This is a genomic window from Microcystis sp. LE19-10.1B (assembly GCF_027530565.1).
In the GTDB taxonomy this organism is placed as follows: Bacteria; Cyanobacteriota; Cyanobacteriia; order Cyanobacteriales; family Microcystaceae; genus Microcystis; species Microcystis aeruginosa.
Genome location: NZ_JAPZQM010000035.1, coordinates 1 through 14,759 on the forward strand (window position 1 = coordinate 1; position 14,759 = coordinate 14,759).

21 protein-coding genes are annotated in these 14,759 nt (G+C 40.3%); 15 read left to right on the forward strand and 6 right to left on the reverse strand.

What is annotated here, in order from left to right; genetic code table 11:
- The first annotated feature begins 396 nt into the window (after positions 1–396).
- Positions 397–540 carry a hypothetical protein gene (locus O9332_RS01245; protein WP_288023334.1) on the forward strand — a complete coding sequence of 48 codons (144 nt, stop codon included), beginning with the start codon at positions 397–399 and terminating at the stop codon, positions 538–540.
- On the opposite strand, the gene O9332_RS01250 is transcribed toward O9332_RS01245, so the two are convergent.
- Positions 530–745, reverse strand: a complete 216-nt coding sequence (locus tag O9332_RS01250; protein WP_002757627.1) for a hypothetical protein — start codon at positions 743–745, stop codon at positions 530–532. The two genes, O9332_RS01245 and O9332_RS01250, sit on opposite strands and share 11 nt — an antisense overlap.
- A 794-nt stretch (positions 746–1,539) precedes the next feature.
- On the opposite strand from O9332_RS01250, the gene O9332_RS01255 reads away from it, so the two are divergent.
- The gene (locus O9332_RS01255; protein WP_002757629.1) at positions 1,540–2,529 is read left to right on the forward strand and encodes a RhiA family protein; all 990 of its coding nucleotides are present in this window, start codon (positions 1,540–1,542) and stop codon (positions 2,527–2,529) included.
- Between the two features lie 114 nt (positions 2,530–2,643).
- Positions 2,644–3,234: a phage tail protein gene (locus O9332_RS01260; RefSeq protein ID WP_002757630.1), complete on the forward strand. Its 591-nt coding sequence runs from the start codon at positions 2,644–2,646 to the stop codon at positions 3,232–3,234.
- A gap of 84 nt (positions 3,235–3,318) precedes the next feature.
- Here O9332_RS01260 and O9332_RS01265 read toward each other — a convergent pair whose 3' ends face one another.
- A complete protein-coding gene (locus tag O9332_RS01265) occupies positions 3,319–3,801 on the reverse strand; it encodes a ribonuclease toxin HepT-like protein (protein WP_002757632.1) in 483 nt (160 codons plus the stop codon).
- A complete protein-coding gene (locus tag O9332_RS01270) occupies positions 3,798–4,172 on the reverse strand; it encodes a nucleotidyltransferase family protein (protein WP_002757633.1) in 375 nt (124 codons plus the stop codon). The genes O9332_RS01265 and O9332_RS01270 overlap by 4 nt, the downstream gene beginning before the upstream one ends.
- 369 nt (positions 4,173–4,541) lie before the next feature.
- Here O9332_RS01270 and O9332_RS01275 point away from each other — a divergent pair, with 369 nt between their 5' ends.
- The 5 genes from O9332_RS01275 to O9332_RS01295 all read left to right on the forward strand — a co-directional run bounded on the left by O9332_RS01275 (position 4,542) and on the right by O9332_RS01295 (position 6,346).
- Positions 4,542–4,763 (forward strand): type II toxin-antitoxin system Phd/YefM family antitoxin, encoded by a 222-nt coding sequence (locus O9332_RS01275; protein ID WP_002757634.1) that lies wholly within the window; start codon positions 4,542–4,544, stop codon positions 4,761–4,763.
- A gap of 16 nt (positions 4,764–4,779) precedes the next feature.
- The gene (locus O9332_RS01280) at positions 4,780–4,998 is read left to right on the forward strand and encodes a type II toxin-antitoxin system Phd/YefM family antitoxin (protein ID WP_002798098.1); all 219 of its coding nucleotides are present in this window, start codon (positions 4,780–4,782) and stop codon (positions 4,996–4,998) included.
- A complete protein-coding gene (locus tag O9332_RS01285) occupies positions 4,995–5,378 on the forward strand; it encodes a type II toxin-antitoxin system VapC family toxin (protein ID WP_002757635.1) in 384 nt (127 codons plus the stop codon). Before O9332_RS01280 ends, O9332_RS01285 begins: the two co-directional genes overlap by 4 nt.
- A gap of 321 nt (positions 5,379–5,699) precedes the next feature.
- Positions 5,700–6,044, forward strand: coding sequence for a type II toxin-antitoxin system RelE/ParE family toxin (locus O9332_RS01290; protein ID WP_002798095.1), 345 nt, complete (start codon positions 5,700–5,702; stop codon positions 6,042–6,044).
- Between the two features lie 2 nt (positions 6,045–6,046).
- On the forward strand, positions 6,047–6,346 hold the full coding sequence (locus tag O9332_RS01295) for a helix-turn-helix domain-containing protein (RefSeq protein WP_002757640.1): 300 nt from the start codon (positions 6,047–6,049) through the stop codon (positions 6,344–6,346).
- A gap of 34 nt (positions 6,347–6,380) precedes the next feature.
- Here O9332_RS01295 and O9332_RS01300 read toward each other — a convergent pair whose 3' ends face one another.
- Positions 6,381–6,608, reverse strand: coding sequence for a YcaO-like family protein (locus O9332_RS01300; protein WP_308417979.1), 228 nt, complete (start codon positions 6,606–6,608; stop codon positions 6,381–6,383).
- Between the two features lie 221 nt (positions 6,609–6,829).
- On the opposite strand from O9332_RS01300, the gene O9332_RS01305 reads away from it, so the two are divergent.
- Positions 6,830–7,276 (forward strand): mannan-binding lectin, encoded by a 447-nt coding sequence (locus tag O9332_RS01305; RefSeq protein WP_223212957.1) that lies wholly within the window; start codon positions 6,830–6,832, stop codon positions 7,274–7,276.
- A 117-nt stretch (positions 7,277–7,393) separates the two neighbouring features.
- On the opposite strand, the gene O9332_RS01310 is transcribed toward O9332_RS01305, so the two are convergent.
- On the reverse strand, positions 7,394–9,691 hold the full coding sequence (locus O9332_RS01310) for a TOMM precursor leader peptide-binding protein (protein ID WP_288023337.1): 2,298 nt from the start codon (positions 9,689–9,691) through the stop codon (positions 7,394–7,396).
- Between the two features lie 596 nt (positions 9,692–10,287).
- Between O9332_RS01310 and O9332_RS01315 the strand changes: the two genes are divergently transcribed.
- The 6 genes from O9332_RS01315 to O9332_RS01340 all read left to right on the forward strand — a co-directional run bounded on the left by O9332_RS01315 (position 10,288) and on the right by O9332_RS01340 (position 12,510).
- Positions 10,288–10,635, forward strand: a complete 348-nt coding sequence (locus tag O9332_RS01315; protein ID WP_002757647.1) for a rubredoxin — start codon at positions 10,288–10,290, stop codon at positions 10,633–10,635.
- 106 nt (positions 10,636–10,741) lie between these two features.
- A complete protein-coding gene (locus O9332_RS01320; protein ID WP_002757649.1) occupies positions 10,742–11,734 on the forward strand; it encodes a photosynthesis system II assembly factor Ycf48 in 993 nt (330 codons plus the stop codon).
- Positions 11,735–11,812: 78 nt separating this feature from the next.
- Complete coding sequence (psbE, locus tag O9332_RS01325; RefSeq protein WP_002749269.1) at positions 11,813–12,058, forward strand: cytochrome b559 subunit alpha; 246 nt, start codon at positions 11,813–11,815, stop codon at positions 12,056–12,058.
- Between the two features lie 25 nt (positions 12,059–12,083).
- A complete protein-coding gene (gene psbF, locus O9332_RS01330; RefSeq protein WP_002736175.1) occupies positions 12,084–12,218 on the forward strand; it encodes a cytochrome b559 subunit beta in 135 nt (44 codons plus the stop codon).
- Between the two features lie 10 nt (positions 12,219–12,228).
- Positions 12,229–12,348 (forward strand): photosystem II reaction center protein PsbL, encoded by a 120-nt coding sequence (gene psbL / locus O9332_RS01335; RefSeq protein ID WP_002735805.1) that lies wholly within the window; start codon positions 12,229–12,231, stop codon positions 12,346–12,348.
- 42 nt (positions 12,349–12,390) lie between these two features.
- Positions 12,391–12,510, forward strand: coding sequence for a photosystem II reaction center protein J (locus tag O9332_RS01340; protein ID WP_002736108.1), 120 nt, complete (start codon positions 12,391–12,393; stop codon positions 12,508–12,510).
- A 372-nt stretch (positions 12,511–12,882) separates the two neighbouring features.
- Here the strand turns inward: O9332_RS01340 and psbB are convergent, their stop codons facing one another.
- Complete coding sequence (gene psbB, locus O9332_RS01345) at positions 12,883–14,409, reverse strand: photosystem II chlorophyll-binding protein CP47 (RefSeq protein ID WP_002757651.1); 1,527 nt, start codon at positions 14,407–14,409, stop codon at positions 12,883–12,885.
- Between the last annotated feature and the right edge of the window lie 350 nt (positions 14,410–14,759).

Sequence of the window (14,759 nt, forward strand, 5' to 3'; positions counted from 1 at the left end):
AAATCCTTATCTGGCAAGAGACTTAATTGATTAGTTCGCTCTAGATAAAAAACAATTGACAAAAATCGCTAAATGCCTTTCTCTATAAGGGTTCCATCCCTTATAACCCCCGTCCATTGCATAACAATTACCGAAGAGCCATTAATGAGGCTTTAAAACAATATATCCAATCTCCTTCTGAGCGATCGCTCACTCAGTCCGATTTACGCCGTATTCTTCGAGAAGAATTATCAGCCCTCCAATAATGTTGCTTGTGATAGTTAAAAGTTAGGCGATCGCTGTGTTGTTCTGAGGAATAGCGATCGCTTTTTAATTTTTGGCTCTTCGGTTTGTGTTATGCAATCGACGGGGGATATAAGGGATGTAACCCTTATGTAGAAAAGCATTTGGCGATTTTTGTCAATTGTTTTTTATCTAGAGCGAACTAATCAATTAAATCTCTTACCAGATAAGGATTTAGTCGATTTATGCCCCCATATCGAATCATACCAAGTAACGAAGAACCTAATTTTTTCTTGTCAAAGTTTAGTTAAACGGTAAGAGGGGTAATTTTGTAAAGATGTGCTAAATTGGAAGCTTTTTGCAGATCACCTTGACGAAGGGCTTCCCGGACATCATCTAATTTTTGAGCGTCTTCTAATGATAAATAGGGCGACCATCCTTCGGGAGTCTCAATCAGTTCGACTTCCACTTCAGCCATGTACTCTCCAATGTGGATAAGTTTAATGTGAGGCTTTTTTGTCATGGTTTTCTCCTTGTAAGACTAGCACACAACGCCCTTGAGGATATTCCGGGTAATCTTCGATAATGACAGCTTCTCTAATACTCATCATCCAACAATAAGTAGTCGTGCAAAATTAATTTCCTAGTGAAGATAAGCAAGAGGCAAGAGACAAGAGGCAAGAGGTGGTTAGATATGTGTAATTAATTTTGCTTAGGTACTTAGCATCTCCTTACTTAGGGCAGGTGTTTTCTTTGAGGGATAAGCGATCGCTTTTTTGCGGCTTTCTTTTCGTCTCCTGACACTCTACAAATCAGTCCCGATGAAAAAATTTTCACCCCCACAGATGAAAGAGGTTTCCTTCCCCACACCCCACACCCCACACCCCACACCCCACACCCTCTTTCAAATCAGAGAGTAAAAGGGTTTTGAGGATTTCAGATGCCCAATTAATTCATTAGTTCTACTTTCAGGGATGAGGTAGTCATACCATAAAGTGACCCTTTGAATCTAATATAAATCTAATATAAATCTAATATAAAAGTTAATATTCTACTCAAAAAAACCTATTAGAAAAGTATTAACTTTAGAGATTGCCATTACTCAAAATAAAACTTATTCTGGTATCAAAGGTGATTAAGCAAATCACTTTTAACCCAAAAGACAAGACATTTTGCTTAAGGCATTATGGCTAAATCGAAAATTTCACGAATAGATTTTTGAGAATGTCTTAAGAGTTTAGAGAAAACAAATCATTAAGGTATTTTTTTCTCGAAAGTTTCATTTTAAGTTCACATTATTTCTTTGGAGTTGCTCAAATGACTTACTACGTTGATTTTAACAATCAAACAGATCGCACTTGGACTATGGTAGTCTATCAAACTCTCCCTGATTCAGTAGGATTAGATAGTGTTGCGTGGAAAAAAACGACAGTCCCGCAAAAAGCTGAATCTGGGGTTGATTGGGAGATTGAATATCTTGTTGCTCTTGCTAATTACAAACAAACTGGAGGGATAGGTGTTTATAAAGCCTCCCAAAAGTTTAATAATATCCAATTGGGAACTAAGTGGAAGGTTGTTTTTAAGGATGGTGTTCAGCAGCTAGAACCCGATGGACAAGCACAACGACCAGAGTTAATTGTAATTGGGAATGACTCAAAAAGTCTAGCTGATGTTGGTGTAGGGATGTCAAACAATTCAGCTGTTTACCAGCGAGATGTTTTAAGTAGTAGTAGTGCTCAGTTTAAGGTGACTCCTACCTATTATGTAGGTTTATTTAATAACTTGGAACTGGGAACCGTGATAAGTAGTAATGTAGTCGTCGGTCCAATGGAAGTCAAATTCCCATCAGGTCAAAATAAAGCTCTTTTGACGGCTACACTTGATGGTCAAGCGATTAAGCTAGACCTTAGTTATCAGAGTGCTTTGGTTGCTAACTATGAGCAAGTTCAAAAACTATCCCGCTCCATTGGTTCTGAGTTCTTTGATGTCCCAGTTGAGCAACAGCCTGAATTTGGTACTGACTACACTTTTGCTGCTACGTTGGTTTTTGGCACTCTGGCAGTAGCAACATGGGCGTATGGAAACAAATCTTTAATTGCTCAGGCTGCTAATGTTGTAATTGACAATTTTTCTAGCTTTGATCAGACCGCACGAACATTTAAAATTGTCGGTCAATCAGCGTTAGCTTGTGCTACTGCAATGGAAGCAATTCTTAAAGCAATTAAGGACAATGCACCACCATCATTATTAAAAGAAGGTGAGTCCAGTGTTGATGTCTCTTACAAAAATTTAGCCTGTCAGAAATAAGATTACATAGCATTTCCCAAGCTCGTGAGATATATTTTTTCCCCTATCTTTCAAGCTTGGGAAAGGGAAATAACAGTTAATGCCCATTCTAAGTGTTAGAAAAAAGGAGAAATTATGCTAAACGGAGTTCCTATTGGTACAGTATGCCCATTTGCTGGTCAAATCCATCCCATAACAGGTGATATAAACAATATTTGGACTTCATCTGGTTGCTCAAGTCAGAATGCACAGGCTGAGAGCTTGAATGCCAATATTCCTATCACCTATCCTGAAGCATACGGTTGGATGTTGTGCGATGGTCGTTATCTTGAAATAGATGCTTACCCTGAGCTATTTGCAGTAATTGGAACACTTTATGGAAAACAAGGGGATAATAAATTTAGACTTCCAGACTATCGTGGATTATTCATGAGAGGGGTTGATGCTGGTTCTGGACTAGATCCAGATGCTGCTGAACGAATTGGACCAGAGGGAATGGGTAAAAGTAGCGGGATCGGTTCACTTCAGTGTGATGCTCTCCAGCAACACCAGCACGACTATAATGCTATTCTCCTGTCAGCACAAGCACAACCGGGTACTGGCTCAGTTGGGCAAACATCTGAGATAAAACAGACTACAGGTCCTGATAGCCCTCCTGCTCGCGTCAGTATCTATGAAACTCGTCCAAAAAATATTTCTGTCAACTATATTATCAAGTATAGATAGTGCGATACTCTACGGCACTGCATAGCAGCACGCCACTCGCTGAAAGCGCACCGAAGGTGATCTTGTAAATTGGGTTATCTTTAATTAAGTTTTTCCCTTACTTAAATTATTACAAAACAATTGAATGTCATTGATTATGGTTTGATAAGAATTAACAATTTGATGGGCGATGATTAAAACCTTTTCCTCATCTAATTGGCAAGAATAAGCACTTCTCACCAGATGACGAAACCGCCTTAATTCATCCAAAATGAGCCTTGTTTCTTCTGTAATAACTGCTTTTCTCACCTTAGGTATATCAACAGACATTTGCTCTAATAAATCTCGATGCCATTTATCCCCCGTTGGGAATCTTTGAGCAATTTTTTTAGCAATCGCTTCAAATATACGCTCAATTCCAGTATAAACTCCATGGAAATTAAGCGCAATAGAATTAATTAATGCGTTTTGATACATGACATCCGATTGATTAGATAATTCTCTTAAAAATATCTCTAGCTGTTGTAGGGCTTGGAGAATTTTATTGAGTTCTTGATTAATTCTATCTTGAATTGATAAATTAGTCATAATTCAACCCCCTGAGCAATTGCCTCTAAAATATAAGGATGAGCCTTTTGAACTTCTACTAAATCCACCTCAAAATCCTGTCCATTATCTAACTCTGCTATCGCTTTAAAATAATCTTTCTCTGGTAAATCCCAAACCGCTAAATCAAGATCAGAATGGGGAGTTATTTCTTCATAATTTAACAATGAACCAAATAAAACAACTTTCGTGACTCCATACTTCTCTTTAAGGAGACTAGCACATTTTTGAGCAATTTTTAACCCTGCTTGTTGCCGTTGTTTCATCTCTAATAGAAATTGTTCACGGTTTGCTCTCGCTGCTAAAACTTCAGCAATAATCTCTTGTTTTCGTTCTTCAGTTAACTGTGTCATTATGATTACCCCTAAATCATTGAATATCAATAGTTTCTATGATAGCAATTTTTGTGATCAGCGATCGCCGCTCTTGTCGGTTGGGTTGAGGCAACGAAACCCAACAATATTTTATTTAAGGTGTGTTACTTCGGTGACATACCTTTTATCTATCAGTCATCAGGAGAGCTTATTTATTTTCTGCTTAGATCAGTTAAAATTGAGGAATGATCGGCCTAGAAATTGGGTTTATCTTCGTACTTAACCTTAACATGAGAGTGTAGGCTGGGTTTCACTATCGTTCAACCCAACCGTATTTTATCTATTCCTTGCTGAGATTCAGTTAAAATTGTAGCGTTATCACCATGAGTTAGATAGAACCCAACATCCATGATCATCTCTCTCAAAGAAGCCCAGGCTAAACTCCCCGAACTGATTGACAATCTCAAACTGGGGGAAGAATTGTTAATCACCGACAATAATCGTCCAATTGCCCAATTAATCGGGCCAATACCCATACCGCCCCAACGCCTAGTCCCCGGACTATGTCAAGGAATGATTACCATCGTAGCTGATGACGAAGAACATTGGCAAGATTTTTTGAAAACTTAAATAGAGATTTAACATTATGACTAAATTAGATATAGCTCAAGCTAAATCCGATCTCTCAAAACTTCTCGATTTGGCAATTAACGGAGAAGAAATTGTTATTATGCAAGGCGACGAGCCAGTAGCCAAAATTTCCCCCATCAAACGACCCTTAAAACGAGGAAGTGCTAAGGGAAAAGTATGGATGAGCGATGACTTTGATGAACCTCTTGAAGACTTTCACAATTACAGGGAATGACTTTTTTATTGGACACACATATTTTTCTTTGGTTTGTTAATGACGATCCTAGATTAAGCAATGCTCTCAAAGATTTAATTGAAGATGAGAACAATTTTAGTTATCTTAGTATCGCCAGTCTTTGGGAAATGTCTATTAAATATAATTTAGGAAAGTTAAGGTTAGTTCCTTCCTATGAAGAGTTTATTGAGAAAGAAGTGAACGAAAGTAGGATTGTTTTACTAAATCTTGAACTAGAGCATCTAAAAATTAATGCTTCTCTACCTTTTCACCACAGAGATCCTTTTGATCGCATTATTATTGCTCAATCTATGGCTGAAAATCTCCCTATCATTACAAGTGATTCAATTTTCAGTCAATATTCGATTGCGCTTATTTAGTGTAACTCAACAAATGAAAATATTATTGATCTTAGATCAAGATGAAGGAATAGCTCCCAATGATCCAGCCGCTCTTCTAGATTAGATTGAAGCAACAAAAACCAACACTAATAAAGGTGTGTTACTTCGCTGACATACCTTTTACCTATCAGGAATCAGTTTGCTTATGGCCTCATGAACGAGATATTTGCCCTGATACACTTTACTTAGATTCAGTTAAACTAAAATGATCATTATCTTGCTTGTTAACTAACGAACAATTGACAAACTGATGATCCTGTTATACTAAATTAGGTATCAACCTTAATCATTAACCCCAACATGGGAGATAAACCCATTTACTGGATTGGGACGTCAAGGGAAGATATTAGAGATTTTCCTGAAGACGCAAAGCGTAAAGCAGGTTTTCAACTGAGAGCTATTCAACAAGGAGAGAAACCCAATGATTTTAAACCCATTCCCATTATTGGTCAAGGAACAGAAGAAATTAGAATTTGGACAGGAGAAACCTACAGAATCTTTTATGTAGCAAGGTTTAAAGAAGCGATTTATGTCCTTCATGCTTTTGGTAAAAAAACACAGAAAACCTCGAAAAAAGAAATTGAATTGGGACAACAACGTTATCAACAAATGATTCAATTTAGACAACAATTACAGGAGGGATAACCATGACACAATCTAACCCTATTGAGATCACTTTTGGTAGCGATAACATCTTTGAAGATTTAGGATTTAACAGTGAAGAAGCAACTAACTTAAAAATTAGAGCCGATTTGATGTTAACCTTGCGGTCTTTTATCCAAGAAAAAAGATGGACACAGCAAGAAGCCGCCACTTTTTTCGAGGAAACAAAACCAAAAATTAGTGATTTAATGAATGGAGAAATTAGCCGTTTTACTGTTGATAAATTACTCAGTCTTTTAGATAAAACGGGAATGAAAGTTAAACTCGAAATCTTCACCAAGTAACTTAAAATCATCAACAATTGACCATGAACAAGGGTTACATCCACATGGGAAAAGGATTTAATTCATCTTCCGTCAAAGTCTCTTTTAACCATCCCATGCTAACAGGAACATCATATAATCTTCCTAGCCCTAAACGCTTCCACATATGACGCATTCCGGGGACAATAACCTTAGCTACCCTTAAACCAATATCAGGACGAGTTTGGTCTAATACTACTAACATTTCCATCCCCTTTGACTCAATCTCTATAATTTGATTGATTAATTCATTTGTTCTACTTAAGAGATTACGCCATTATACCATAAAGTGACCCTTTGAATCTAATATAAATCTAATATAAATCTCATAAAAAGTTAATATTCTGCTCAAAAAAACATATTAGAAAAGTATTAATTTTAGAGATTGCCATTACCAAAAATAAAACTTATTCTGGTATCAAAGGTGATTGAACCAATCACTTTTAACCCAAAAGACAAGACATTTTGCTTAAGGCATTATGGCTAACTCAAAAAATTCAGAAAAGGATTTTTGATATCGTCTTGAGGATACAAAATCAACAAAAGTCTCAAAGGACATTATCTATTATGGCAAGTTACAAAGTTAATATCCCTGCTGGCCCCCTCTGGAGTAACGATGAAGCACAACAAGTAGGTCCGAGAATTGCAGCTGCTCATCAAGGAAACTTTACTGGTCAGTGGACAACCGTAGTTGAAAGTGCAATGAGTGTAGTAGAAGTAGAACTACAGGTGGAAAATACTGGAACTCATGAATTTAAAACTAATGTTTTAGCTGGCCCCCTCTGGAGTAACGATGAAGCACAAAAATTAGGTCCGCAAATTGCAGCATCTTATGGTGCAGAATTTACTGGACAGTGGCAAACCATTGTTGAAGGTGTCATGAGTGTTATTGAAATCAAGTACACTTTCTAAGTGCGATCGCCTCTCTTATCGGCTAGATTGAGGTACGGAACCCAACACTATTTAAGGTGTGTTACTTCGGTGATGCACCTTTTACTGATCAGTGATAAGCTCCCCTATTTAAAAGCGTTACATCCACATGGGAAAAGGATTTAATTCATCTTCCGTCAAAGTCTCTTTTAACCATCCCATGCTAACAGGAACATCATACAATCTTCCTGCCCCTAAACGCTTCCACATATGACGCATTCCGGGGACAATGACTTTAGCCACCCTTAAACCAATATCAGGACGAGTCTGATCTAATACTAACATTTCCATCCCCTTTGACTCAACAATTCGCTGACACAATTTAACATCCTCTAATAAATCATCACTGGCTAATTGTAAATAATCATTACTTTTTTTCGGTATTATTTTACTATCTGGAACTAAATAAGATTGATTGCTTAACCTTGCCGTTTGCCACCATTTAACCGCCAAAGGATCCGCAGAAGGATTATAAATCGTTGTCCCATCGTCCTTAAACGATAACACATTCGGTAAGATTTGATTAACCTCCGTTAACGCTCGACTAATGGCAATTTTTGGGTCAAAATGCGCCCCATACCCTAACAAAATGTCCTCCACTTCCCGCTCCTTTCTCGGACTAATAGCGGCAAAACAAGGGATATTCAAATCACTGGTAATATCTAACACCCATAGCTCCCGATTTAACCCCTCATAATATTGCTTTAATTGCTCAAAATATGGCTCATTAAAGCTCTCTAAATTAACGGAAGGTTTAACTAATTGATTATACCACCATAAAGCCACACAATCCCGTTCCACTAACTCCATAAACCCTTGTAAAATCGCTTCTTCTATCGTATTTCCTGCGGCGCAGCCATTAGAATCAGCCCAACAATCTAAGGGTTCAGATTGAGAATAACCATAATAACAATATCCCGTCGGTAAATACTTAAAATCTTGAGCGGTTAAAGACCATACAGGAGTCCAATCAATGATTCTAGTTTCATCAAAAGGTTCAGGGACTTTTTGAAACCATCCTTGATTCTTCGCATTCCATTCTTCTCGATGTTGATATTGTTTTTCACTAAAATTCATACATTTGTTAGGATGAATAGCTTTATCTTTTAACTCTTGATAACTCGCTTCTTCTTTGATTTCATTTCCTTGAAAAACCCCCGAATAGCGCTCAATAGCTTCACAAAATCCACTTGCTTTTGCTTGACTATCTGTACGGCCTTTTCCCGCACTTCTACCTCCAATATTTTGCCGTAAACTGTCTAAATCATCAAAGACACTACGAAAATGATGTTTAGCTACATAAGTATGAACTAAAGCATTCCCTTGTATCTTATTTAATTCTCGCACAATTCCCGTAATAGGACCGATATGATGTTGATAGGTTTTTAAGGTTTCTTCAGGAGAACAAAAACGATGTCCCCCATCACTGGTAAAAGCCTTTTTACGATGTCCCAAAACCACGGGTAAAGGTGTTTTATTTAGAGAATATCCACAACTAGGACAGTTCGGACGTTTAACTAAAATATGCTCTTGAAATTGTAAATTTAAAGTATCATAAGTCATTAGCATTCCTTCTAAACGTTGATTTTTACCTTGAATAATCCACTTAAAAACCTCCATAGCCGTCAGATTTAAAACCGTCTGTATTGTCGCTGAAGAAAACCCTAAAGGAGAAATTAAAGAAATCTTATTGTCTCTCTGTCTAATGATAAATTCCTCCACGGGACGATTATCTCGTAATCGTTGAGCCAAACAATGCCAACAACCAGTTTTATCGGGATCAAATAAGGGACCAATCCAGGCTAGATTTCCCAGGGGATTAACTAATAACCACGGTTTTTGCAAGACTAAAGCTTGTTGATTAATACTCTCTAAATCAGGATGAAGATAATTATCGGTTAAAATAATGGTTAAATCCCCTTCATCTGCGACTTGAACTTGCAAGGAATTTAAAATATTGATCAAATCTTGCTGGGGAATTAAGCCTAGGGTTTTAACTGTAACCTTCAGAGATTGTAATCGTTCAAAAGCTTGGGCTTGAGAAACCTGAAGATGATGGCATAAAATTGCTAAATTAGACGGCAATAATTCTTGTTTTTCTAATAAAAACCCTCGTTTATATAACTGAAAAATCGCTTTTTGAATTGCCAAGCTATAATTAACAATAACTGCGAAGTAATTAGCATTATTGGGATTGATTTCTTGATTTTGTAAAAATTCTAACTGAAGAATATCAATAATTTCATCAAGATTACGTTGACCATCGATTAATCTGACTAAACGATAATAAAGCGGCTCTTGGAAACAGATTGATTCTCGCTCAGATAGAAAAAATACCGTATTTGGTTCTAAGGTTTCAATTGAGTAGGCAGGATTCCAATCAAGCTGGTTGAACACAATTTTTACTCTCTTTTTAAGGTATAGTTAAGGTTGATTATATACCTATAATATAAGGTTGATAGCAGTCATCTTAATAGTGAGGTGCGAAGTTTTCGTTTTGGGGAACAGGGAGGGAGCAGCCCATTTATGCCAAAATATAAAAGCGATCGCTAAAAGTGATTAAATTTATTCAATATGATACCAAATCCGCTTTTAATAGCATGATTAACTCCCAATCCAACTTTAAAAACCCAGTTATGGATTGTTTCCCCCTGCTCCCTGCTCCCTGCTCTGGCGCTCCCCAATCTCCTCCACCTTTTAAACAGGATTTGCTATCAGACCCCTAATTTCTTCCCTGCCTGAAATTTCTCAATTTCTCGGAATAAATTTGACTACCAAAATCAGGGTAAATAGCCCAAATATCAACTTAATAAAGTTTTAATAGACATTTAAGCCCTAATAGATTAATCTTACTTTTTTTAAAGCCGATATGCTGCCTCGCTAATCCTTTTAAGACTTGAAAACTTGGTATTCTGTCAGGGGTTGCCCGTGAGAGGGGTCAATTTTCAAGGATAATTTGTAACAGAGTGTTGAAAATTCCTTTAATCTTAGTTATGAGCGATCGCCCACCAGAACTAACCCTAGCCGACCAGGCCCCTGCCAACTACGAATGTCGCTCCTGCGGCTACGTTTACGACCCCAGCAAGGGAGATAGTAAAACCAACACTCCCGCTGGAACCCCCTTCGAGGAATTGCCAGAAACGTGGCGCTGTCCCGTGTGTGGTGTGCGTCGTTCCCAATTTATCAACATCGGAGCCAAAGATGCTCCTTCGGGATTCCAAGAAAATCTTAGCTATGGTTTTGGAGTTAACCGTCTGACTCCGGCACAAAAAAATATTTTGATTTTCGGGGCTTTAGCGCTAGGATTTGTTTTCTTTATTAGTTTATATGGTTTAAACTAACTCAAGCACTCATTATCTTTAATCCAACGGCTCTTATGAGCCTGTAACCCATCGGGTACAAACCCTAATCCGTCCCGATTCCTTGACCAATACCTCTGAACCATTGATGAGAAAACTGAAACAATTCGTAATAGTTCTAGCTGTAGCCTTTTTCTGCTTTAGCTGTAGTAGTGTGCCATCCCTGAGCAGTAGTCCTTGGCAAATCCTCACCCTCGACACTGACTCCACTTTTGCCGATATCGCCTTTACCGACGACCTGCAGCACGGTTGGTTAGTGGGAACCAAATCTACCCTCTTTGAAACCACCGATGGGGGGGACAGCTGGCAGCAAAAAGTCCTCAACCTTGGCGAAGAAAAAGTTAGCTTTAGCGCCGTCAGTTTCCACGACCAAGAGGGTTGGATTGTCGGTAAACCCTCAATTCTTCTCCATAGCGAAGACGGGGGCAGCAGCTGGTCCCGTATCCCCTTAAGTGAAAAATTACCCGGTTCCCCCTACGGAATTATCGCCCTTAACGACAAAACCGCCGAAATGGTCACGGATTTAGGCGCTATCTACCGCACCAAAGACGGGGGCAAAACTTGGCAAGCTTTAGTGGAAGGTGCTGTGGGTGTGGCCCGGACAATTGTTCGTTCCCATGATGGTAAATACGTGGCCGTTTCCGCACGCGGTAACTTTTATTCCACTTGGGAACCGGGGTCAACAGAATGGCAACCCCACAATCGTCTTTCTTCCCGCCGTTTACAAAAAGTCGGTTATGGTGAAAAAGGAGAACTGTGGGCCCTGGCCCGGGGTGGTCAACTACAATTTACTAGCCCCAATGATCTCGATACATGGGAAGATAAGGTATTCCCAGAGTTTTCCACCAGTTGGGGACTTTTGGACCTCAACTACCGCAGCCCCGAAGAAATTTGGGTCGCTGGTGGTAGCGGCAATCTCTTGGTCAGTCATGACAGCGGCCAATCTTGGCAAAAAGATCGCGCGGTGGAAAGTGTCCCCTCCAATCTCTATCGAATTGTTTTTATCAATTCCGACAAGGGTTTTGTCTTGGGACAAGATGGGGTTTTACTGAAATATAATCCCCCTAGCGAACCGGCCTAAAACTTGTCTCAGGGTCAACAAAGTCTCTATTATAGAGATTGAATTTTTCAAGTCCTATCATTCCGAGGAGAACCGTCCATGTCAGGTAGTACCGGCGAACGTCCTTTTGGCGATATCGTTACCAGTATTCGTTACTGGATTATCCATAGCATCACCATCCCCATGCTGTTTATCGCAGGTTGGTTATTCGTGAGTACCGGTTTAGCTTACGATGTTTTTGGCACTCCCCGTCCCGATGAGTATTACACTCAAGAGCGTCAAGAATTACCGATCATTAATGATCGCTTTGAGGCCAAAAATCAAATCGAGCAGTTTAATCAGTAGTTTACTTTAATTAAGGATAAAAACAATGGCTAGTGGTAATCCCAATCAACCCATTTCTTACCCCATTTTCACCGTTCGCTGGTTGGCAGTTCATACCTTAGCGGTTCCCACTGTCTTCTTTATCGGTGCAATTGCGGCAATGCAGTTTATTCAACGCTAGGAGAACAATTATGGAAAGAACACCTAATCCGAATCGGCAAGCCGTCGAGTTAAATCGTACTTCTCTTTACCTAGGTTTACTCCTAGTTGCTGTCTTGGGAATTTTATTTTCCAGCTATTTCTTTAACTAATTAGTCCCGATTCATTGTCATCGCAATTAGGAGGTGTTATTCATGTTCGCAGAAGGTCGTATTCCTTTGTGGTTAGTCGCCACCATCGCCGGTCTAGGCGTTATCGCTGTGCTTGGTCTTTTCTTCTACGGAGCTTACGCCGGTTTAGGTTCCTCTATGTAATTCCATTACGGGTAATTTCCCCCAGCAAAAAGCCGTTAGTTATAGAAATAACTAGCGGTTTTTTCAGTATTCGGTGAAAAGTAAAGCTCGATCGAACTTTATACTAATACTAAATCCCTTGAGTAACGCACAGAAAAAGGGGAGAATAAATAATCAGTTTTTAATAACCGGATTTAGGATAAATCCGTTTTTAATAGTGTGATTAACTCTCAAGTTATCAATTGTTTCTCCCTGCTCCCCACTCCCTGCTCCCTTCTCCCCACACCCCACACCCCACACCCTGCCCCCACGAAAAACTTTTTCAGCATACCCTAATTAAAAAAAGGAGTCAAAGACTTGACTCCTTTAGTTATAGGGATGATTTAGCTAAAACTAAACTTCTTGTTTACGAGTGCTAAGATCACCCAATTTTTGGAATAAACCGAATTCCACTTGTTCTTCCAGATCCGGATCGACCCCGGCGAATACGTCGCGGTAGATGGTACGAGAACCGTGCCAGATGTGACCGAAGAAGAATAGTAAAGCAAAGACAGCATGACCGAAAGTAAACCAACCTCTCGGAGAAGTGCGGAATACCCCGTCAGACTTCAGGGTTTCGGTGTCAAACTCGAAAGCTTCACCGAGTTGCGCTCTACGGGCAAATTTCTTCACATCAGCAGGATCGCTGAACACCTGACCATCGAGAGAGCCACCGTAGAAAGAAACGGTAACACCACTTTGTTCGATACTCAGTTTCGATTCCGCACGACGGAAAGGAATATCCGCGCGAACGATACCTTCCGAGTCAGTCAGGACAACGGGGAAGGTTTCAAAGAAGTTAGGCATCCGACGCACGCTGAGGACGCGACCTTCGCCATCTTTGAACACGGGGTGTCCTAACCAAGATTTAGCGATACCGTCACCGCTATCCATGGCACCAGTACGGAATAAACCACCTTTAGCGGGGCTATTACCGACATAATCATAGAAAGCCAGTTTTTCGGGGATTGCTTGGTAAGCTTCGGCGATGGTGGCTCCGTTGGCAATGCTGGCCTCGACGCGACGCTCAATTTCTTCTTGGAAATAGCCCTTATCCCATTGGTAACGGGTCGGGCCAAAGAGTTCGATCGGGGTGGTAGCATTACCGTACCACATGGTTCCGGCCACGACGAAAGCGGCAAAGAAAACAGCGGCGATACTGCTAGAAAGCACCGTTTCGATATTACCCATTCTCAGGGCTTTATAGAGTCTTTCGGGGGGACGAACGGTTAAATGGAATAAACCGGCGATAATCCCAACGATACCCGCAGCAATGTGGTGAGCTACCACACCCCCGGGGTTAAAGGGGTTAAAACCAGCCGGTCCCCATTCGGGAGCTACGGGCTGCACATGACCGGTTAAACCGTAGGCATCGGAAACCCACATCCCGGGACCCCAAAGGCCTGTTTGATGGAAAGCACCGAAACCGAAGCAAAGTAAACCGGATAAGAACAGGTGAATACCGAACATTTTCGGTAAATCGAGGGCTGATTCGCCCGTGCGGGGATCGATGAATAATTCTAAATCCCAGAAAACCCAGTGCCAAACCGCCGCTAGGAATAGCAGACCGGATAAGACGATATGAGCGGCGGCAACGCCTTCAAAAGACCAGAAACCGGGGTCAACACCAGTTTCGCCGGTGACGCTCCAGCCACCCCAAGAACCAGTGACACCTAAACGGGCCATGAAGGGCAGCACGAACATTCCTTGCCGCCACATCGGGTTTAATACGGGGTCACTGGGGTCGAAAATAGCAAGCTCATAGAGGGCCATGGAGCCAGCCCAACCCGCTACCAGTGCGGTGTGCATCAGGTGAACGGAAATTAAACGGCCCGGGTCGTTGAGAACGACTGTGTGTACTCGATACCAAGGTAGTCCCATTGACTACGCTCCTCCTATTGACAATTTAGTGTCCACTTAGACGCTTTTTATATTCAGGGTGAAAATATAAGCCCAACAATCTCGACTGTTAAGTGCAAGAGTTAGCCGACCTACATTATCCCTTGAAAAGTGTATCTATTCTAAAGAAGTGTAACTATTGTTAGAACAGATTTCAAGTCTTTGCGATCGGTCTTCCGCCAGAATATTCCAACCCACATTCCGCACCCTAAAGTGTCACATTGAAAATTTTATCTAAATCGTCAAAACGATTGCCGGCTCTGAATTACAGGCTAATTTGTTTGCCCAGCAGATGCACAATTAGCCCTAAAAATCTGATAGCTCTGATACCA